The 19,030-nt window shown below is 43.6% G+C and carries 16 protein-coding genes; 13 read left to right on the top strand and 3 right to left on the bottom strand.

Going from position 1 to position 19,030, the window contains the following annotated elements; all coding sequences use genetic code 11:
- The first annotated feature begins 626 nt into the window (after positions 1-626).
- The 13 genes from AAEY72_RS13200 to AAEY72_RS13140 all read left to right on the top strand — a co-directional run bounded on the left by AAEY72_RS13200 (position 627) and on the right by AAEY72_RS13140 (position 15,677).
- Positions 627-1,979 carry a Na(+)-translocating NADH-quinone reductase subunit A gene (locus AAEY72_RS13200; protein WP_010197304.1) on the top strand — a complete coding sequence of 451 codons (1,353 nt, stop codon included), beginning with the start codon at positions 627-629 and terminating at the stop codon, positions 1,977-1,979.
- A 5-nt stretch (positions 1,980-1,984) separates the two neighbouring features.
- Positions 1,985-3,220 (top strand): NADH:ubiquinone reductase (Na(+)-transporting) subunit B, encoded by a 1,236-nt coding sequence (locus tag AAEY72_RS13195; RefSeq protein ID WP_010197303.1) that lies wholly within the window; start codon positions 1,985-1,987, stop codon positions 3,218-3,220.
- Complete coding sequence (locus AAEY72_RS13190) at positions 3,201-4,115, top strand: Na(+)-translocating NADH-quinone reductase subunit C (protein ID WP_010197302.1); 915 nt, start codon at positions 3,201-3,203, stop codon at positions 4,113-4,115. Before AAEY72_RS13195 ends, AAEY72_RS13190 begins: the two co-directional genes overlap by 20 nt.
- 1 nt (position 4,116) lies before the next feature.
- Complete coding sequence (locus tag AAEY72_RS13185) at positions 4,117-4,788, top strand: NADH:ubiquinone reductase (Na(+)-transporting) subunit D (RefSeq protein ID WP_010197301.1); 672 nt, start codon at positions 4,117-4,119, stop codon at positions 4,786-4,788.
- Complete coding sequence (gene nqrE, locus AAEY72_RS13180) at positions 4,788-5,396, top strand: NADH:ubiquinone reductase (Na(+)-transporting) subunit E (RefSeq protein WP_010197300.1); 609 nt, start codon at positions 4,788-4,790, stop codon at positions 5,394-5,396. The genes AAEY72_RS13185 and nqrE overlap by 1 nt, the downstream gene beginning before the upstream one ends.
- A gap of 123 nt (positions 5,397-5,519) precedes the next feature.
- The gene (gene nqrF / locus AAEY72_RS13175) at positions 5,520-6,755 is read left to right on the top strand and encodes an NADH:ubiquinone reductase (Na(+)-transporting) subunit F (RefSeq protein WP_010197298.1); all 1,236 of its coding nucleotides are present in this window, start codon (positions 5,520-5,522) and stop codon (positions 6,753-6,755) included.
- 177 nt (positions 6,756-6,932) lie between these two features.
- Positions 6,933-7,733: an SDR family NAD(P)-dependent oxidoreductase gene (locus tag AAEY72_RS13170; protein WP_352310857.1), complete on the top strand. Its 801-nt coding sequence runs from the start codon at positions 6,933-6,935 to the stop codon at positions 7,731-7,733.
- 162 nt (positions 7,734-7,895) lie between these two features.
- Entirely contained in the window at positions 7,896-8,987 is a 1,092-nt protein-coding gene (locus AAEY72_RS13165; RefSeq protein ID WP_489435828.1) for an FAD:protein FMN transferase, read from the top strand.
- 158 nt (positions 8,988-9,145) lie between these two features.
- The gene (nqrM, locus tag AAEY72_RS13160; RefSeq protein ID WP_010197291.1) at positions 9,146-9,391 is read left to right on the top strand and encodes a (Na+)-NQR maturation NqrM; all 246 of its coding nucleotides are present in this window, start codon (positions 9,146-9,148) and stop codon (positions 9,389-9,391) included.
- 565 nt (positions 9,392-9,956) lie between these two features.
- A complete protein-coding gene (locus tag AAEY72_RS13155; protein ID WP_352310855.1) occupies positions 9,957-11,189 on the top strand; it encodes an MFS transporter in 1,233 nt (410 codons plus the stop codon).
- Between the two features lie 91 nt (positions 11,190-11,280).
- On the top strand, positions 11,281-12,132 hold the full coding sequence (locus tag AAEY72_RS13150) for an arylesterase (protein WP_439294381.1): 852 nt from the start codon (positions 11,281-11,283) through the stop codon (positions 12,130-12,132).
- A gap of 163 nt (positions 12,133-12,295) precedes the next feature.
- Positions 12,296-13,015 carry an ABC transporter ATP-binding protein gene (locus tag AAEY72_RS13145; protein ID WP_352310853.1) on the top strand — a complete coding sequence of 240 codons (720 nt, stop codon included), beginning with the start codon at positions 12,296-12,298 and terminating at the stop codon, positions 13,013-13,015.
- A gap of 19 nt (positions 13,016-13,034) precedes the next feature.
- Positions 13,035-15,677: an ABC transporter permease gene (locus AAEY72_RS13140; protein ID WP_352310852.1), complete on the top strand. Its 2,643-nt coding sequence runs from the start codon at positions 13,035-13,037 to the stop codon at positions 15,675-15,677.
- 13 nt (positions 15,678-15,690) lie between these two features.
- On the opposite strand, the gene AAEY72_RS13135 is transcribed toward AAEY72_RS13140, so the two are convergent.
- Genes AAEY72_RS13135 through AAEY72_RS13125 form a run of 3 tightly spaced genes read right to left on the bottom strand, consistent with a single transcriptional unit; the run spans position 15,691 to position 18,825 of the window.
- A complete protein-coding gene (locus AAEY72_RS13135; protein WP_352310850.1) occupies positions 15,691-16,404 on the bottom strand; it encodes an MAE_28990/MAE_18760 family HEPN-like nuclease in 714 nt (237 codons plus the stop codon).
- Entirely contained in the window at positions 16,397-17,539 is a 1,143-nt protein-coding gene (locus AAEY72_RS13130) for a DUF262 domain-containing protein (RefSeq protein WP_352310848.1), read from the bottom strand. The genes AAEY72_RS13135 and AAEY72_RS13130 overlap by 8 nt, the downstream gene beginning before the upstream one ends.
- 8 nt (positions 17,540-17,547) lie before the next feature.
- The gene (locus tag AAEY72_RS13125) at positions 17,548-18,825 is read right to left on the bottom strand and encodes a DNA methyltransferase (RefSeq protein WP_352310846.1); all 1,278 of its coding nucleotides are present in this window, start codon (positions 18,823-18,825) and stop codon (positions 17,548-17,550) included.
- Positions 18,826-19,030: the final 205 nt, after the last annotated feature.

Genomic DNA, 19,030 nt, shown 5'->3' with positions numbered 1-19,030 from the left:
GATAGCAACCATGTACTGTGCATTTTTATTCACTCATAAGTGAGCCAATGCTGCATGGCGGTCAGGATGAATCGAACAACAGCCAATTGTGTTTGTAGATAATTGGCTGATATATTGTTGAACGGATGATATTAGAACTCTAAACAGGCAATCTGCGATAGGTTGATCTGCGCCATTACGCTCTAAATGACTATCTCGCTTGAATGATACTTTGCATTCATCGGTTATTTATTTGATTCACTCTTGTTTTTAAGCCCATCACTCTGGATGTACAAATTTTAAGATTTTAATAAATCGTATGGCAAAACTGTCTTTTTTAAAGCAATTGCTTTTAGCAACCAGCTTTGACAATAGACTTTGATTGGATGATTTTGCCATACACCTTGGTAGCCAGTCGCCACTTTGGTAATTCGAATAAGACATTAACGTGTTGTTAAGGAGTCTAAGGTCAGCGTTAATACTCTTACTAGTAGTTATGATCAAGCGTTATATTTGAGCCCTTTTTCTTCGCCTTGCTATGGGAAGAGATACATGAGGGCTTTATTAAATGACGCAGATGTTCATGCTACCGATATACCAAACAGGACGTCTGGTATCGTTTTAGACTATGGACTAAGTTTTCGCTTATGATTACCATCAAAAAAGGTTTGGATTTGCCCATCACTGGTGAACCCTCCCGCGAGATATCTGAGCACAGACCTGCCCATGTGGCACTCGTTGGCTATGATTATGTGGGTATGAAGCCCACAATGAATGTCAAAGAAGGTGACACCGTAGCAAAAGGTCAGCCCGTTTTTGAAGATAAAAAACGGGTTGGCGTTATCTATACGGCACCTGCTGCGGGTAAAGTTATCGCGATCAAACGCGGTGAGCGTCGTGTGTTCGAGAGTCTTGTCATTGCGGTCGATCCCAATGGTGAGGAAATAGACTTTCAGCGCTATGACTCCCAGCAACTGGCTGACCTAGACTCAGAAACCGTTGAAACCCAACTGCTCGCCTCTGGCGAATGGACGGCGTTTCGTACGCGTCCCTATAGCCGCGCTCCCGAAATCGGTGCTCGTCCGCATGCCATCTTTGTCACCGCGATGGATACCAATCCATTAGCGTTTGACCCGATGCTGCTGATTAATGAGCAACTGCAAGCGTTCAATGACGGACTTGCGGTACTATCGACGCTCAGCCCAAAGACCTTTGTCTGCCATCATGGTGATGCCCAGTTGACGCCAGTTGCGAAAACCGCGGCCAATAATGTCACTGAGTATCATAGCTTTGCTGGCAAACATCCAGCAGGTCTGGCTGGCACACACATTCACTTCTTGCATCCTATCATGCGCGGCGTGAGCGTCTGGACGATTGGCTATCAAGACGTGATTGCGATTGGTAAATTATTTACCACCGGTCGCTTATATACACGTCGTATGCTTAGCTTAGCAGGCCCTGCGGTCAAAAATCCGCACCTAATCGCAACCGAACGTGGTGCTGATATCACAGCCTTGACGAAAGGTCAGCTGATCGATGGCGAGAACCGTATTATTTCAGGTTCAGTGCTATCAGGTCGCCAGTCATTCTCGAATAGTGCTTATGTTGGTCGTTTCCATGACCAGATCAGCGTTTTACCTGAAGGTCATGAGCGTCCAGCATTTCACTTCTTTAGTCCAGGTGCAAACCGTTTCTCAAAACTGCCTATCTATATTTCGCAGTTTTTTGGTGGCAAAAAGTATAACTTTACCACCACGAGTAACGGCTCACCGCGAGCGATGGTGCCTATCGGGGTTTACGAAGAGGTCATGCCACAAGACTATCTGCCAACGCAACTATTGCGCGCGTTAATCGTTGAAGACATTATCACGGCAGTAGACTTGGGCGTACTTGAATTGGACGAAGAAGATTTAGCATTATGCACCTTCGTTTCTCCTGGCAAATATGAATTCGGTGATATTTTGCGTGATAACTTGACGCGCATTGAACTGGAGGGCTAACCACGATGAAATTTTTACACAATATGTTCGATCGTATGGAGCCGTCTTTCACCAAAGGTGGCAAACACGAAAAATACTATGCCATCTTTGAGATGTTTGATACTTTTTTGCGTCAACCAAGCTCAACGGCATACGCGTCCTCACACGTGCGTGACGGTATTGATCTAAAACGCATTATGATTACCGTATGGCTATGTACGTTCCCAGCAATGTTTTGGGGTATGTACAACATCGGTCATCAAGCACTAACTGCTATCACTCAGCTTGGCTTACAACCTGAAGGCTGGCGTACCATCATTACCAGCATGGCAGGCTATAACCCAGACAGTATCTGGGCAAGCTTCGTCTATGGTGCGATGCAGTTTTTGCCAATCTACCTTGTGACCTTCGGCGTTGGTATTCTCTGTGAGATTATCTTTGCCGTCGTGCGCGGGCATGAAGTCAATGAAGGCTTCTTTGTGACCTCCGTACTATTTGCACTATGTCTACCACCAGATATTCCTTTATGGCAAGTAGCCCTAGGTATTATCTTTGGTGTGGTCGTGGCAAAAGAAGTATTCGGTGGTACGGGCAAAAACTTCTTGAACCCTGCCCTATCGGGTCGTGCGTTCCTATACTTTGCGTATCCTGCTTACATGTCAGGCGACTCAGTATGGACAGCGGTTGATGGCTTCTCAGGAGCGACACCACTTGGCCTAGCGGCACTTGGTGTAGTACCTCAGGATTTCGTCGATGTCTATGGTAATGCAATCACTTGGAGTGACGCGTTCTTAGGCAACATGCAAGGCAGTATCGGTGAAGTATCGACGCTAGCAATATTAATGGGTGCCGCAGTTCTACTATGGACGCGTATTGCCTCATGGCGCATCATGGCAGGTTGTGTGGTCGGTTTGATTGCTACGTCTCTTGTATTCAATATGATTGGCTCTAAAGACAATATGATGATGAGCTTGCCTTTTTACTGGCATCTAGTCATTGGTGGCTTTGCATTCGGTGCAGTCTTTATGGCGACCGATCCTGTCTCAGCTGCGCATACCAATAAAGGCCGCTGGGCTTATGGTATTTTGATTGGTTTTATGACGGTATTGATTCGTGTCATCAACCCAGCTTTCCCAGAAGGCATCATGCTGGCCATTCTATTTGCCAACTTATTTGCTCCATTGTTTGATTATTTTGTGACTCAAGCAAACATCAAACGCCAAACCGCTCGGAGGGTTCGCTATGTCCAAGCCCAAAAGTAACAACGCGAAAACCATCAGCGTAGCGTTGACGCTATGTTTGGTGTGTTCCGTATTGGTCTCAGCAGTCGCGGTGGGTCTAAAACCAGCGCAAGTCGAAAATGCGCGCTTAGACCGCAACAAAAACATTTTAGTCGCAGCCGATATGTACGATGCTGAATCTGATACTGCTGACGACGTTGCTGAGCGATTCAAAGATTTTGAAGTAAAAATCATTGATTTGAATAAAGGCAATTATGTAGATGACGCCGCACTAAAAGCGGCAGGCATCCCTGATCGTAATGCTTATGACGCCAGTCAAGCCACCAAAAACAAAGCACTAAGCGATGATCTAGGTGATAACGATCCAGCCAGTATTGGTCGTAAACCTAAATACGCCAAAGTTTATGTCAAAAACGATGACGCGGGTAAGCCTGAGATGGTTGTACTGCCGATTCAAGGCTATGGCCTATGGGGTACGATTTATGGTTTCTTAACGCTCGAAAGTGACATGAATACCATCAAAGGTATCAGTTTTTATGAGCATAAAGAAACCCCAGGTCTTGGCGCTCGCATCGAAGAGCCAAAATGGCGCGCGATGTGGACTGGTATCCACTCATATGACGAAAACGGTGACGTGGCAACAGGTGTGACCAAAGCGGGCAATCCAAAAGATAACTGGGTTGATGGTATCAGCGGTGCGACGCTAACCAGTCGCGGTGTGAGCAACATGATTCAGTTTTGGTTGGGTGAGCAAGGTTATAAGCCTTACCTAGATTTGCTACGTGAACAGAACGGTAAAACGCTTGATAGCGTTGATGCCCAAGCGAGCCAGTCGACACAACCAGACAATAAGAGCGCTCAACCGACAACCGAACTGGCAGCGACCCTACCAGTAGCAAACGGCAAGGAGGCATAACATGGCTGACACTAAAAGTATTTTAACCTCGCCTATCTTTGATAATAACCCCATTGCCCTACAGATCTTAGGTATCTGTTCGGCATTGGCGGTGACGACCAGCATGGCCAATGCGTTGGTGATGTGTGTGGCGTTGACACTGGTAACGGCGTTTTCGAGCTTCTTTATCTCTATTATTCGTAAGCAAATCCCATCAAGTATTCGTATTATTGTACAGATGACCATCATTGCCTCACTGGTTATCTTGGTCGATCAGGTGCTAAAAGCCGTGGCTTATGATGTCAGCAAGGGCTTGTCAGTTTTCGTTGGTTTGATCATCACCAACTGTATCGTGATGGGCCGTGCTGAAGCATTTGCGATGAGCAATCCACCCGTACCCAGCTTTTTAGATGGTATTGGTAATGGTCTTGGTTACTCTGCGGTACTGTTGTTTGTCGCGACCATCCGTGAGCTACTTGGCTCAGGTACATGGTTTGGTATCACTATCCTACAGCCTGTCACTGATGGCGGTTGGTACATTCCAAACGGTCTATTACTGTTGCCACCGTCAGCATTCTTTATCATTGGATTATTCATTGCCATTGTTCGTATTTGGAAACCAGAGCAGGTTGAAGAAGCCGAGTTTGTAATGAAGCCGCAGTCTAAAGGCATGGCACATGGAGGCGGTCACTAATGGGACATTATGTTAGTTTATTTATAACCTCAGTCTTTATTGAGAATATGGCGCTTGCCTACTTCTTAGGTATGTGTACTTTCTTGGCAGTATCAAAGAAGGTTTCAACCGCTATCGGCTTAGGTGTTGCAGTTGTCGTCGTAATGGCCATCACTGTGCCATTAAACAACTTACTATTTCAGTTCATCCTAAAAGACGGTGCGCTGGCATGGGCAGGTTTTCCAGATATTGACTTAAGCTTTTTGGGCTTGCTCAGTTATATTGGTCTAATTGCTGCGACCGTACAGATTCTAGAGATGTTCTTGGATAAGTTCGTTCCAAGTCTGTATAACGCCCTTGGGGTATTCTTACCGCTCATCACTGTCAACTGTGCCATCTTAGGTGGTGTACTATTTATGGTTGAGCGTGACTATAACTTTGGCGAATCGATGGTATATGGCGTAGGCGCAGGTTTCGGTTGGGCATTGGCGATTACCGCATTGGCCGGTATCCGTGAAAAGCTAAAATACTCAGACATTCCAGCACCGCTGCGTGGTCTTGGCATTACCTTTATCACAGTTGGTCTGATGTCACTTGGCTTTATGTCTTTCGGCGGTATGTCAATCTAGACCGCTAAGCTTAAAACCTTATTTAGCGATTTGACCTATTTAATTCATTTATTCGGTAGGGGTTCAGAAAAAACGCAATGACGTTCTTTCGCACCCCTACTCCATAGATTAAGGATACCTACCATGGATTACGCTACGGCGATTGGTGGCGTTGCTATGTTTACCTTGATCATCATGGGCCTTGTCGCCATTATTTTGGCGGCACGCTCAAGACTGGTCAGTTCAGGCGATGTTACCATCCATATCAATGATAATCCCGATAATGACGTCGTGACACCCGCAGGTGGTAAACTGCTGCAAACACTGGCGAGCGAAGGTATTTTCTTATCTTCAGCCTGTGGTGGCGGTGGTACTTGTGCGCAGTGTCGTTGCCGCGTTATTGAAGGCGGCGGTTCTATCTTGCCGACTGAAGAAGGCTATTTTACTCAAGGCGAAATCCGCAATCACATGCGCTTAGCCTGTCAGGTAGCCGTCAAGCAAGACATGAAAATTGAGATTGATCCTGAATTCTTTGATGTGCAAAAATGGGAATGCGAAGTTGTCTCTAACGATAACGTTGCTACTTTCATCAAAGAATTGGTGCTAAAAATTCCAGAAGGCGAAGAAGTTAACTTCCGCGCTGGTGGTTATGTACAGCTAGAAGCGCCACCGCATGAAGTACATTATAAAGACTTCGATGTGGCTGAAGAATATAGAGAAGATTGGGAAAAATTCGGCATTTTCAACTATGTCTCAAAAGTTGATGAGCCGGTTATCCGTGCGTACTCAATGGCCAACTACCCAGAAGAAAAAGGCCTGATTAAGTTTAACATTCGTATCGCCAGTCCGCCGCCACGTGGTCCTGACGGTATCCCACCAGGTAAGATGTCTTCTTGGACATTTAGCTTAAAGCCTGGCGATAAAGTGACGGTTTCAGGTCCTTATGGTGAGTTCTTTGCCAAAGATACCGAAACTGAGATGATTTTCGTCGGTGGTGGTGCAGGTATGGCACCAATGCGCTCGCACATCTTTGATCAGCTAAAACGTTTGAACTCTGATCGTAAGATTAGCTTTTGGTACGGTGCGCGCTCAATTCGTGAGATGTTCTATGTTGAAGACTATGATCAACTAGAAGCAGAGTTTGCGAACTTTGAGTGGCATGTTGCCCTATCTGATCCACTTCCTGAAGACAATTGGGATGGCTATACTGGCTTTATCCATAACGTCTTGCTAGAAGAGTATCTAAAAGATCATCCAAATCCAGAAGACTGTGAATACTACATGTGCGGGCCACCGATGATGAACGCGGCGGTAATCGACATGTTGCATAGCCTTGGTGTTGAAGACGAAAACATCATGCTTGATGACTTTGGTGGTTAAGCCGACTGGTTAGAGAAACACGATTAAATTAATACTATAAAAGAGAGTCTCAATTGAGGCTCTTTTTTTGGCCTCGATTAAGTGCCAAGTTCAAATAATAAGACTACAAATCTAAATAGCAGACTACCTGCCCTCTCCTATATGATTGATTATTTATTGCTTTAAGAAAGGATTCTTATGAAAACCAAAGTGAAAGAATTAACCATTTGGATAACCGGTGCTTCTAGCGGTATTGGCGAAGCCTTAGCCATTGCTTTTGCCAAACGCGGTGCTCGGATTATTTTGAGTGGTCGTGATGAGGTAAAATTAGCAGCGGTCAAAAAAAGCTGCAAGCACAGCAAAAAACATATCATCGTGCCTTTTGATATTAGTGATGCCGAGCAAGCGAAAGAAGCCTATGAAGCTGCTATCGCACAGACAGGAAAAATCGACTGGCTGATTAATAATGCTGGTGTCAGTCAACGCTCGCTTATTATGGAGACCAGTGAAGATGTCGAACGGCAAATTATGGAGATAGACTATTTTGCCCAGACGCGTTTAACAAGACTTGTGTTGCCTGACATGATCGCACAAGGTGGCGGCAAGGTAGTGATGATATCAAGTGTGGCAGGCTTACTCGGTACGCAATATCGCGGCGCTTATGGGGCAGCCAAAGCAGCCTTGCATATGTGGGCAAACAGTTTACGTGCTGAATTGCATGACCAAGGCATAGAAGTTGCGACGATATTTCCAGGATTTATCCAAACCAACGTTTCTATTAACGCGCTCACAGGAGATGGTAGTGCCCAAGGCACGATGGATGAGGCGACCAGTAAAGGGTTGAGTGCAACTGAGTTTGCTAAACAGGTCGTGAAGGCGCTTGGTAATAATAAAGAATACATCATCGTTGGTGGCAAACAAGAAAAACTGGCAACAAGAGTCAATCGGGTCTCACCGCCAAAACTCTATAAACTTATCCGTGAGTCACAAGTAAAATAAGCTGCTCAACCGAACGAATTGTCATTGAATAGTGCCTTCATTGGTATTTTTGAGCTCAAGGGGTGTAAAATAAGCATGGCTTGTTTTACACCCTACTCATTTTTGCGCCATACCGAAAATATTATGAATAATACCGAATACAGCTCATCTTCTAAAAAAACTATGCATCTTGCCCTATTTGGCATCATTGGTCTTGTCGGCACTTTAAGTATTAGTGCCTGCCAGCAAACACCAGACTATAATTATCTGAGTGGTGAGACGATGGGCACAAGTTATCATATTAGCTATCAACTGCCCGATGATGCAGATGAAGCCGACATACAAGCAGCGATTGATAAGCGTTTGCAGCAGATTAATGACAGTATGTCGACTTACCAGAGTGATTCAACGATATCTAAGTTTAATCAATTGGGTAGAGATATCCCTATTATTATCGATGCTGATTTTAGTCGCGTGCTCAATGTCTCACGTGTCGTTTATGAACAATCTGGCGGTGCTTTTGATCCTACTGTCATGCCATTGGTCGATACGTGGGGATTCGGCAGCACTATGACTGTCGAGCGTCTACAAAGCCCGCCAACAGCACTTGAGATTGCCCAAGCAAAAGCATTGGTAGACTTTGAAAGCATCATAAAAAAAGATAAATCGATCTATAAAAGCAAAGGTGGTGTTGGTCTAGATTTTTCTGCCGTTGCCAAGGGTTATGGGGTCGATGTCATCGCTGATGTGCTTAGAGACAATTATCAGATTCGTAATTATATGGTTGAGATCGGCGGCGAAATTGCGACCTCTGGCGTGAATAACCAGCAACAACCGTGGCAAATTGCGATTGATGCCCCTATTGAAGGCAGCACCGTCAGCGAACGCCAAACGATATCCGCCATTCGTCAACCTATAAACACTACCACTCAAATGCATCTAGCGACTTCAGGAAACTATCGAAACTCAATCGTCTTTGATGGTAAGCACTATAGTCACACGATCGACCCCACCACTGGCGAGCCTATCGTGGGTGGCGCCCCTTCGGTTACGGTTGCTGCAGACTCGGTCGCATTGGCAGATGCATGGGCAACAGCACTGACTGCCATGCCTTATAAAAAGGCACTGAAAGTCGCTAACGAACAAAATCTAGCCGCACTGTTTGTTGTATTAGCTGATGGTATCAAACCTAGTGATTCTTTGGACAGTATTGATGATTGGCAAATAGTACAGACATCGGCAATGAAAAACTTGCGAGCAGATAAACAACCGTAAATTTCTAGGGCGTGTCCTCATTTTTAAAATGAGGACACGCCCTAGTGTGATGCTGTAAAGCACACCATAAGCATCAACGAGCGGCATAAAAATTTGCTATACTATTAATAGGTTATCCCTATGGATAACTGCCCCATTTTTAAAACGAGGTCTCCTCTATGCTTAGCCAATTGCTTCCCATGCTTGCTATTACCTTTACCGTATTCGTCCTGTTCTTTCTGTTTATGGGCATCGGTTATATGGTCAAAAAAAAGCCGCTTAGAGGATCTTGCGGCGGTGTCGCTAAACTGATGGGTGATGAAAATTGCTCGTTTTGTGGCAATGATCCCAATAAATGCGACTCAATCATCGCAGAGCACCAAGAAAACGCGCTCAGAGCGGCTCAATTAGGCAAATCAGTCTAAAAGCCATGTTTGTTACCATACGCTGGTAGTATTTGTGTCGCCTCTATTCTTATAATAGCGTCAAGTCCTTTAAAAGCGACTTGGCGCTATTTTTATTGTGCGATGCAGTTTTTTATTATCGCCATCCCTTATTATCACTGTTCTAAAGCAGCAACTCGAAATAACGCTTCAAAACAATGTCTCAAATAAAGTTTCGAAGCAACCGTACATACCATTTACTAACCTGCCTGCCGATTTAGTAAAGTCAGTCTAGAAAACTCGTATGGTTTACGCTCTATAGTCGATACTAAATAAAATAGGTACCCGACATTATGATGCGTGACTGACACAAAATTTTCTTGCTTGCTGTGCCTACGCAGACAGAGGCTACGAAAAATTTATACCAGTCACGATGTCTCTTTTTTATATTGACCTGACTATACAACGATCTCTCATTCTGATTTATGCTGTCGATTGCCGTCTAGGTACGTGTCTGGATAAATGCTCTTTGGTGTTATTTTACAAGCGACGATGTTTCGGCGCTGTTTTATAACGTGTTCTTTTTCATTGTCATCGTTGTGCTGCTATGTCTACCTCATCCAATCTATCCTCTTCATCCAACCTACCCTCCTCACGCTTCACTTTTTGGCTCGTCTTATGCGCCATGATTTTGCTCGCCACCAATATGCGTGCACCGATCGTTGCTCTTGGCTCTATTGCGCCAGTGGTACAAGAGGCACTCAATATTTCTGAGACGCAGATTGGTTGGCTAGGGGCAGTGCCCATGCTGAGCTTTGCGGTGGGCGCACTGATCGCACCATCCATTGGTAAGCGATTTGGGCTTGAGAATACGCTCATTGCGATGATTGGATTATTAACGGTAGGGATGATTGTCCGTACCGTTATCCCGACTTGGTCTGGGTTTTTAGTTGGTACATTATTGCTGACCTTGGCTATCGGTTTTGCGAATACCTTAGCTGCTCCTGTTATTAAACAGCGCACGCCCAAACATATTCCATTGATAACGGGGCTATTTAGTCTAACGATGACAGTAACGGCAGGTATTGTCGCTGGAGTCGTACTGCCATTATCTGAGCAAGTGGGCTGGCAATGGGCACTGGGTGGATGGTCGCTATTGGGTATTTTTGCCATCGTTATTTGGATATTTTTACGCTTGCGTCTAGGCTCGTCTAGTCATCAAACGGTTGTGCTACCTACGTCCGAGTATTCAGAAATATCCATGTGGCGCACCCCTTTTGCTTGGCAGATTGCGGTCTTTATGGGGTTGCAATCACTATTATTTTACACCGTTGCCAGTTTCTTGCCGTCTATTTGGGTGAGTAAAGGGCTATCCGCAGTCCAAGCAGGACAAATGGCTTCGGTGTTCCAGTTTATGGCACCGATCGCTATCTTGAGCCTAACATGGCTGGTAAACCGTGGCCGCCCTATTCAGGCGCTGGCGGTGTTTGCAGCGGTGTTAAATGTCATTGGCATTTTAGGCATCAGTTATTTATCCACTGAACTCGCTTGGCTGTGGTCAGGCCTGATGGGCATTGGCTGCTCCGCTATTTTTACGTTGAGTATGATGCTGTTCTCCTTACGTACTTATACGACCAACCAATCTAGTGAGCTGTCTGGTATGGCGCAATTCGTCGGTTATTTGATTGCGTTTTTTGGCCCATTAGGGACAGGCTGGCTACATGAGGCGACTGGCAGCTGGGATTTGCCGCTATTCATCATGCTCATTTTGATGATTATCAACGTTGTGATTGCTTGGCTGGTGAGTCGCCCAGCGATGGTTGATGGCAAGAAATTTTAAGATAGAATGAATCTACTTGCCGTAACTTTAAGCTAATATTGATTATCTTCTTATTTTGCTACACTGGTTCGATTGATTAAGAGATGTATCTATGATGAAAAATAACAACTTCGACCTACTTAAACGACCTGTTTATAGCACAACTATTTACAAGATGAGTATCGGCATATTGACAGTAGGCTTGATGCTAAGTGGCTGTCAAAAATCTCCTGACACAGAAACGACTAACGAGCCACAAACCACTGAAACGGCAACTATAAATGCGCCTGTAGCGGTTGAAGAAACCACAAGTGCTAGTGCTGCCGCACAACAAGTCAATTCGTCCTCACTGACTATTCTAGCCCTTGGCGACTCCTTAACGGAAGGTCTTGGGGTGGACAAAAATGACAACTACCCTGCTCAGTTGGAAGATCGTCTGCAAGCGATGGGTTACGATAACGCCAAAGTTATCAATTCAGGCTTGAGCGGTGAAACCAGTACAGGGTTGGTCAATCGATTGGACTGGGTATCGCAAACCAAACCCGATATTACGATATTGACCATCGGTGCTAACGATGCCATACGTGGTATCGATGTGGCGACAATTGAAGCCAACATTCGTACTGCGGTTAAGCATCTGCAAGACAATGGCAGTGTCGTCATCTTGGGCGGCATGTCGATCTATGACAATCTAGGCAGTGACTACGTCGCCTCGTTTTCAGCCATTTATCCTCGTATTGCTAAAGATATGAACCTGACGCTTATTCCGTTCTTTTTAGAGGGTGTCGGCGGTGATCCTGAACTCAATCAAGCGGATGCGATTCATCCGACTAAAGATGGCTACAAAATTATCGTCAATGACAATATTTTGCCTATCTTAGCGCCCAAACTGGAAGCACTAAAAACAGCCAATGCGGACAGTACAACTGAGACGGTTCAAAACGATATAGTCGATACGAAATAAAATAGATATACGACATCATGAGGCGTGACTGGTAAAAATTTTTCTTGCTTGCTGTGCAGACAGAGGCGACAAAAAAATTATATCAGTCACGCTGACTCTTTTCATATTGACCTGACTTATGACAAAAAATACGACAAATGAGACTACTTAACGAGACACTGTAATGACATCATCACCTTCGATTGCCACGTCAATGCCACAAGCCGATTCTAAAAAAGAAGCCCTACTCACCGCTAATAAACTCAATAAAACCGTGCAAGTCGGTGAGCAAAAGCTGTCCATCATTAAAGACGTAGATATGTATGTCAACGCTGGCGAGTTTGTGGTCATCATGGGCAAATCAGGCTCGGGAAAATCTACTCTGCTAGGGTTACTCGCAGCATTAGACTATCCCGATAGCGGTACGGTGTCGCTAGCAGGTCAAATGCTTAGCAGTCTTGACGAAGATGCTCTGGCAGTCATTCGTCAACAGGACATGGGTTTTGTCTTTCAGTCGTTTCATCTACTGCCAACACTGACCGTCGCCGAAAACATCGCCTTTCCACTCGATATTGCAAGGCGTCCAAATCAAGCGAGAGTAGATGAGCTCATTGACGCGGTCGATTTAGGGCATAGACGTAATAGCTTACCCAACCAATTATCAGGCGGTGAGCAACAACGTACAGCAGTGGCACGAGCGCTGGTATCGCACCCAAAGATTGTGTTTGCGGATGAACCTACAGGCAATTTAGATGAGCAAAATGCCGATCAAGTTATGCAACTATTATTAGACTTAAGACAGCAAGTCGGTTCGGCACTGGTGGTCGTGACCCATGATCCTGCGCTTGCCGAGATGGCAGATCGCGTCATCACCATGCATGACGGCCACATTGTACCTACATGAATAACTGGATTGTATCTTAATGAATAGTAAGCCCACAGACAATAAATCGACTGATACAAAAAAAACTGATACCAGTATGCGTCAAGAGTCCAGTTATCCTAGCGGCATCTTAAATCAATTATTTGCCCGTACCTTAGGTTTTCAAACACTAGGCTCGCAAGCACTCAGCCGTAGCTGGTGGCAGCGCTGGGTATATCCCGTGTTATTTCTACTGACGCTAACTCTATCGCTTGCAACTTACCTGACCCTCGACTCTGTACAGCAGTCTGTCGATAGCTACATCAATGACAATCAGCGCGCGCTCGTTGGTGGGGATCTAATCCTAAACAGTAAGCAAGACTGGCCCAGCGAAGTATTGACGCAGGTAGAAACTCTCGCTGATACCCAGACGGTGTATGACTATCAATTTAGCGCCATGCTGGTCAATGATGAACAAACCTTGCTTGCCAGCGTCAAAGCGGTCTCGCCGTCGTATCCCTTATACGGTACGGCGGAGCTTGCCTCAGGAAAACCGCTGTGGGAGCAGCTGACGTCTGACAGTGTCATCGTCGCACCAGAAGTACTCAGTAGCCTACAGGCCAATGTCGGTGACCGTATCACCATTGGCGATGCGCAATTCACGATCGGTGATGTACTGACAAAAGAACCTGATAGACCGCTGACCACATTTGGGTTCGGTGGTCGTGTATTGATGCATCAAGACTCGCTTGCAGCAACCAACCTATTGGGTCAACGTAGCCGAATAAACTACCGCATTGAGATGGCAGGCGATCCAGAGCTGATAACCACGCAGCGTAACAAGCTCACAGACATACTAACCAATTATCCTGATATCGAGCTCTCTGATGCAGAGTCTGCAGATACTTCGGTCTCGCGTATCTCTGACAATGTACTGATGTTTTTAAAACTGCTAGTCATCGCGGTGTTGCTATTATCTGCGGTTGCCATGTATGGTGTTATTAGCGCGTTTGTCAGTAAGCAGCAGTCTAATAATGCCATTCGTTTGGCGCTAGGCGAGCCGCTTGGTTCACTCAAACGTAGCTACTATCAATTGCTCATCATCACGACCGCCATCGCTTGTATCGCAGCGATTGCGCTTAGTCTGGGCTTACTCAAAATCGGTCAGCCGTATATGGTGGCCATCTTACCTGCTGACGTTGGCCTAGCCATCAATCCAATCAGCGCCATCAAGACCATTGTGATTGCCTTAGTCCTGACACTACTGATCGCTCAGCGTGGTTTGAGTACGCTGAGCACCACCAAGCCCGCTACCCTACTTAGTCAAGGTGCGAGCACGCAGACGCAAAACTTGCCTTGGTATCGACGCGTGCCGCTACTATGGTATGGCGTGGTACTGGCAGGGCTGTATGCTTTCTTTGCTTATGAAGTGGGCTCACTGTCATTAGGCGCACAGCTATTGGGCGGCTTGATTGCTCTAGTGGCGATATTTTGGCTATTGGCTCGTGGGTGGCTGTGGTTACTTGCCAAGGTGGCGACGAAAACCAAGATCAGCTGGATGCAGCGTATCGCCATTCATAACCTTGCGCGTAAAGGTAACCAATCAGCCTTGTTCTTTGTCACCTTATCACTATCGGTGGCAGTGCTGACGCTTATCACGACACTCAATCACAGTATCAATGCGCAGTTTATCAATGCCTATCCTGAAGACGCGCCTAATCTGTTTTTGCTCGATGTGCAGATCGATCAACACGACGATATTGATGCGATCATTGAGGCGCCCGTCACTTATTATCCGGTCATTCGTGCGCGTGTGGAGACGGCCAATGAGGTGGTGGCAAAAGATATCGTGCCTGCCGATGGGTTTGATGATCCCACGCGTGTCTTTAACTTGAGCTACGCAGATACGGTCATGGAGACCGAATACATCACTGAATCACTCACAGATGACGCGCTATACACCCCTATCGATGCGACAGATGAGCAAGTCAAACCCTTGTCTATATTGGACACAGCCGCCAGTATGCTCAATGTCGGTATGGGCGATCAGGTTCGCTTTAACATTCAAGGGATCGAAATCGTCGGGCAGATTACCAGTATTCGTACACGCTATGAGCGTGGCCCAAGCCCGTATTTCTATTTCTTATTTGAGCCGTCTGTGCTGTCCGCTGCACCGCAGATTCAGTTTGCTACTGCCCACGTACCAGAAAAGGCGATTCCAGAACTACAAGGCAAACTGGTACGCGAGTTCCCTGCTGTCACTACGATTGATGGTACTGCTATTGCGAAGCAAATCCAAGAGCTGGTGGTACAAATGAGCCGCTTGGTCTATGTGTTCACCTTGCTTGCCCTGCTCACTGGGGTCATGGTGCTGATCAGCTCGCTACTGTCTACCTCGCAAGATCGTATGAAGGACAGCGCGTCATTTAGACTGCTCGGTATGCAAAAGCGCGATCTATATATGCTCAATATTTTAGAGCTAGGTGTGCTTGGTATTAGTGCAGCGACCTTTGCCGTTGTCATCGCCAGCGTTGGCGCATGGGCTGCCATCACGCAATGGTTTAATCTACAATTTAGCGTGCCGTGGATGAGTCTGGCTATTGGCGGCTCAGCGTTAGTCGTCTTGCTGTTTGCCATTGCCATTATTTATGTGAGATTGGTGATTGGACGTGGGATTATGGCACGGGTAAGGGCGATGATATAGGGTGAGGCTAAAGCTACGCAGTTAAAGAGAGATTATGTTGGCGGTGAAATTTATTGTTACTTGTATAATCTATAACTAAATTCTTGATCTCTCTAAGTACTTTCCAAATAATAGTCTTTATCTCTTGATACTCATTATATGATATACCTTCGAAATGGCTTCCATGAGCGAAATTATTTCTTAATTGAAGTAACCTATTAATTTTGGCAAAATCTCTATCGTCAATATTTTCTGTATCAAACCCTAATCTGAAAAATATTTTTTTGAGTACATCTGGTTTCAGATTAGACTCAGTATCAACTATATTATCAACATTCAACTTCAAAGAGGTAGTTAAAATTTGTTCTAGATTTTCAAAAAACTCTACCCTACGTCCTAATTCTTTGAACATAGGTTCATATTCCTTTGGGAAAAAAGGATTTTTTTTATCAAGGTTTTTTAATGCACCAAATTCCGAATGCAAACCACTTGCGATCAAGGGGAACGATACACTTTTACAGCTAAGATTACAGCTATTTAATGCATTTACATAAACAGTAAACATTAATTTAGCATGTCCTTCAAAATGTGCGTAAAGAAATAAAACTAGGGGTTTAGTTTCAATTGTTTTCTCTTGTATATCTATATTTGCATCTGACGAGATACGGTTTTCGAAATGTCTTAACTCGTCCTCTCGCCAAGCTAAATCCTCTTCTATTTCAGTTAACACTTCGTTTAAATTAATCATTTTTAAACTCTATGTTAGATAATTTATTACTAGCAAATGCAATACGCTGGTCTAATGCATTTTTAGTGTTTTTACCGCCGCCAGTAGTCATTGAAATAAAATTTGGGTCTAGCTTTATTTCTGTTATTACTTCTCTAACAAGCCTGATATGCTCATTATTATCAGCATCAATCACATCAATTAATGGAATGAGAGCCTGAGGAAAAACCTCATAATGATAACTTCTAAAGTTATTTTGCAAACCATCTTGAGCTTTATTATTCGAAGAGAATGCTTGCTCTCCCATAGATAAACTCAAAATCTTAAAAACTTTTCTAAATACTATTTCTTCTTCGTTGTAATTGAAAGTGACATGATTTTCCTCTTCTTTAGGTAAGGCCACACTTTCCATGTAATCGTCTAAAAAATCACCTATATTCTTTACATAGTTGTCGCTATTATTTTTAAATGCAAAAAACTTTAAAATTAGTTCTTCTGTATAAGCATTTCTTGATTTTAAATCCGACACATTATCTGTTACACTTTTAAAAGATTGTTCGCTAGATAATTTTTTCAGAAAATCTGGAAAAGCCGTATCTAAAATTCTAATTGTGCAATTTCTAACTTCCTGCTCTTCTAGAATTTCTCCTCCTGTATTTAATCTTTTAAACATATGGTAACGAAACATTGGATCGCTATCTTTTTTTATAATCTGCATTCTTATAAAGCTACGTTTAACTCTTATTTGTAAAGAACTAGGTAGATCATCGAATGTTATTCCGTCCAATTCACTTATTATATCGCAGTCTGTGAGTTCTAATTTATCACCAAATCCAATATCGAGATGCTCAGCATTTCGTAATGTTCCGCGAAAGTGTAAATAACTAGATATACGCTGAAGACCATCAATTAGATCGTACTGCTTTTCAGCGGTCTCAGTAACATATATAGGAGGTATGGGCATTTCAAGTATGAGAGACTCTATGAAGCGTGATTGTTTTGCATTAGACCATCTAAATAAACGTTGAAAGTCTGGGTTAATTGTTAGTTCACCACTTTCATACATATCTGCAAGTTCATTAAATGACAAATCATACTGTGAGGTATGGATACCTCTAAGATTAGATTCAATTATTTTTACTAAATCATTGCTCATAACTTTCCTTATTTCTTAAAATGCAATACCGATTCGTATATAGGCTTTATACTTCTATAGTTTAGTGACTTACTATTAATATTGGAAAGCGAACGAGCTTTAAAATCAACTCTCTCTTCTAACTTCAAACCTATATTAGTCGCCATTTCTGCAATAAACAAAGGTAAGTCATTATGAAGGTCTTTATAGTAAGAGTCCTGAACTACAAGTATCGCATCACCATCAGCTTTCAACACTCTATTTATTTCTTTAATTGATTTTTCCATACTAGCAAAATACTGAATATGGTTTTTTAAATAGTAAGATTTAGAAGCAACAGAAGCATGCTCTGACATTTGCTTCAAAAAATGATGGCAGGACTCGCCCCAGCCAAAACTCATATCATGGCTTGAGTCATCAATAGCTGTAGTTCCTATCATTTCTTTTCTAAGCTTCTTAAAGTACGTGCTTTCAAAACCTAAAACAGCCAACTCAGGCTTAGTAAGAACAGCGTAGTCTATCCTAGTACAATAAGGAGGAGATGTAACTATTAAATCTACCTGACTAGAGTCTATTGAAATATTTTGAGAGTCGCACACTCTAACTTCAGTCGTAGTATTATGTTGTATGTCTTTATATTGGCTCACTAAAAGAACTTGCCTTCCAACTACATCACTAAATAAATCTAATAGATCGCTTTTCTTGAGATTTATTTTTTTATCACTACTTTTTGGGGTTTTGATCCATGAAGGGTTTGATGTTGGATAAGTCTGCTTTATCAAAGATTTTGTAATTTTGAAAAGTACTATATAAAAGAAACTAGCTATATCTGAAAGTTTAGTGATGTCGATAGTAAGTTCTTCTCTCAGTTTTTCATCAACTAAGAGTTTATATATTGAATAGTCCAATATACGTAGGTTTTTTACGCTTTCATCATCAAACCACTGGAGTAAAGGATCAGTCTCGCTGTAAAAATCAGCTACTCTTTTCCTCTTAACTTTGCTAATAATTTCTGAACAGATTGGTTTTATAGATAGTGAATAGTTACCAATTATCAAATTAGCTTTAGCAACAGTTGCCATTGCTGGGTTTATGTCTAAACCTATAGACGAGATGCCCAATCCTTGAGCCACTCTATTGGTTAAACCTGTACCTGTCCATGGATCCAAAATTAGCATATTATCTTTTTTAAACATTTGGATTGAAACGTCAACGAAATCATATGAAAAGCCAGCGTAATAAGGGTACAGCGCTGTACCATTAGTCTGCTCTTTTTTATTCAACTTAGGAGATGGGAGGCTGAGCATTATTTTATTCATAGTGTAAGAAAATGTATGTGCTCCAGTATAGCAAGCGTAGAGTGGGTTAGCGATAGCGTAAACCCATCAAATTGTATTATAGATTATTAAATACGATAGTAGAGCTTAACTTATTCGGTGGATTACGCCTCGCCTTCATTCTCTACGAGAATTTGACAAGTCTAGCGCCACCCTACGCCAAAATTTACTCTTA

Source organism: Psychrobacter sp. W2-37-MNA-CIBAN-0211, from assembly GCF_040309405.1.
Lineage (GTDB): Bacteria > Pseudomonadota > Gammaproteobacteria > Pseudomonadales > Moraxellaceae > Psychrobacter > Psychrobacter glaciei.
This window is presented reverse-complemented; position numbering and strand designations above follow the sequence as displayed.

What these genes read in the sequence shown, in the direction of transcription:
- AAEY72_RS13200 (WP_010197304.1), top strand. Translation starts at nt 627, where the DNA reads ATGATTACCATCAAAAAAGGTTTGGATTTGCCCATCACTGGTGAACCC.
- AAEY72_RS13195 (WP_010197303.1), top strand. Translation starts at nt 1,985, where the DNA reads ATGAAATTTTTACACAATATGTTCGATCGTATGGAGCCGTCTTTCACC.
- AAEY72_RS13190 (WP_010197302.1), top strand. Translation starts at nt 3,201, where the DNA reads ATGTCCAAGCCCAAAAGTAACAACGCGAAAACCATCAGCGTAGCGTTG.
- AAEY72_RS13185 (WP_010197301.1), top strand. Translation starts at nt 4,117, where the DNA reads ATGGCTGACACTAAAAGTATTTTAACCTCGCCTATCTTTGATAATAAC.
- nqrE (WP_010197300.1), top strand. Translation starts at nt 4,788, where the DNA reads ATGGGACATTATGTTAGTTTATTTATAACCTCAGTCTTTATTGAGAAT.
- nqrF (WP_010197298.1), top strand. Translation starts at nt 5,520, where the DNA reads ATGGATTACGCTACGGCGATTGGTGGCGTTGCTATGTTTACCTTGATC.
- AAEY72_RS13170 (WP_352310857.1), top strand. Translation starts at nt 6,933, where the DNA reads ATGAAAACCAAAGTGAAAGAATTAACCATTTGGATAACCGGTGCTTCT.
- AAEY72_RS13165 (WP_489435828.1), top strand. Translation starts at nt 7,896, where the DNA reads ATGCATCTTGCCCTATTTGGCATCATTGGTCTTGTCGGCACTTTAAGT.
- nqrM (WP_010197291.1), top strand. Translation starts at nt 9,146, where the DNA reads ATGCTTAGCCAATTGCTTCCCATGCTTGCTATTACCTTTACCGTATTC.
- AAEY72_RS13155 (WP_352310855.1), top strand. Translation starts at nt 9,957, where the DNA reads ATGTCTACCTCATCCAATCTATCCTCTTCATCCAACCTACCCTCCTCA.
- AAEY72_RS13150 (WP_439294381.1), top strand. Translation starts at nt 11,281, where the DNA reads ATGATGAAAAATAACAACTTCGACCTACTTAAACGACCTGTTTATAGC.
- AAEY72_RS13145 (WP_352310853.1), top strand. Translation starts at nt 12,296, where the DNA reads ATGACATCATCACCTTCGATTGCCACGTCAATGCCACAAGCCGATTCT.
- AAEY72_RS13140 (WP_352310852.1), top strand. Translation starts at nt 13,035, where the DNA reads ATGAATAGTAAGCCCACAGACAATAAATCGACTGATACAAAAAAAACT.
- AAEY72_RS13135 (WP_352310850.1), bottom strand. Translation starts at nt 16,404, where the DNA reads ATGATTAATTTAAACGAAGTGTTAACTGAAATAGAAGAGGATTTAGCT.
- AAEY72_RS13130 (WP_352310848.1), bottom strand. Translation starts at nt 17,539, where the DNA reads ATGAGCAATGATTTAGTAAAAATAATTGAATCTAATCTTAGAGGTATC.
- AAEY72_RS13125 (WP_352310846.1), bottom strand. Translation starts at nt 18,825, where the DNA reads ATGCTCAGCCTCCCATCTCCTAAGTTGAATAAAAAAGAGCAGACTAAT.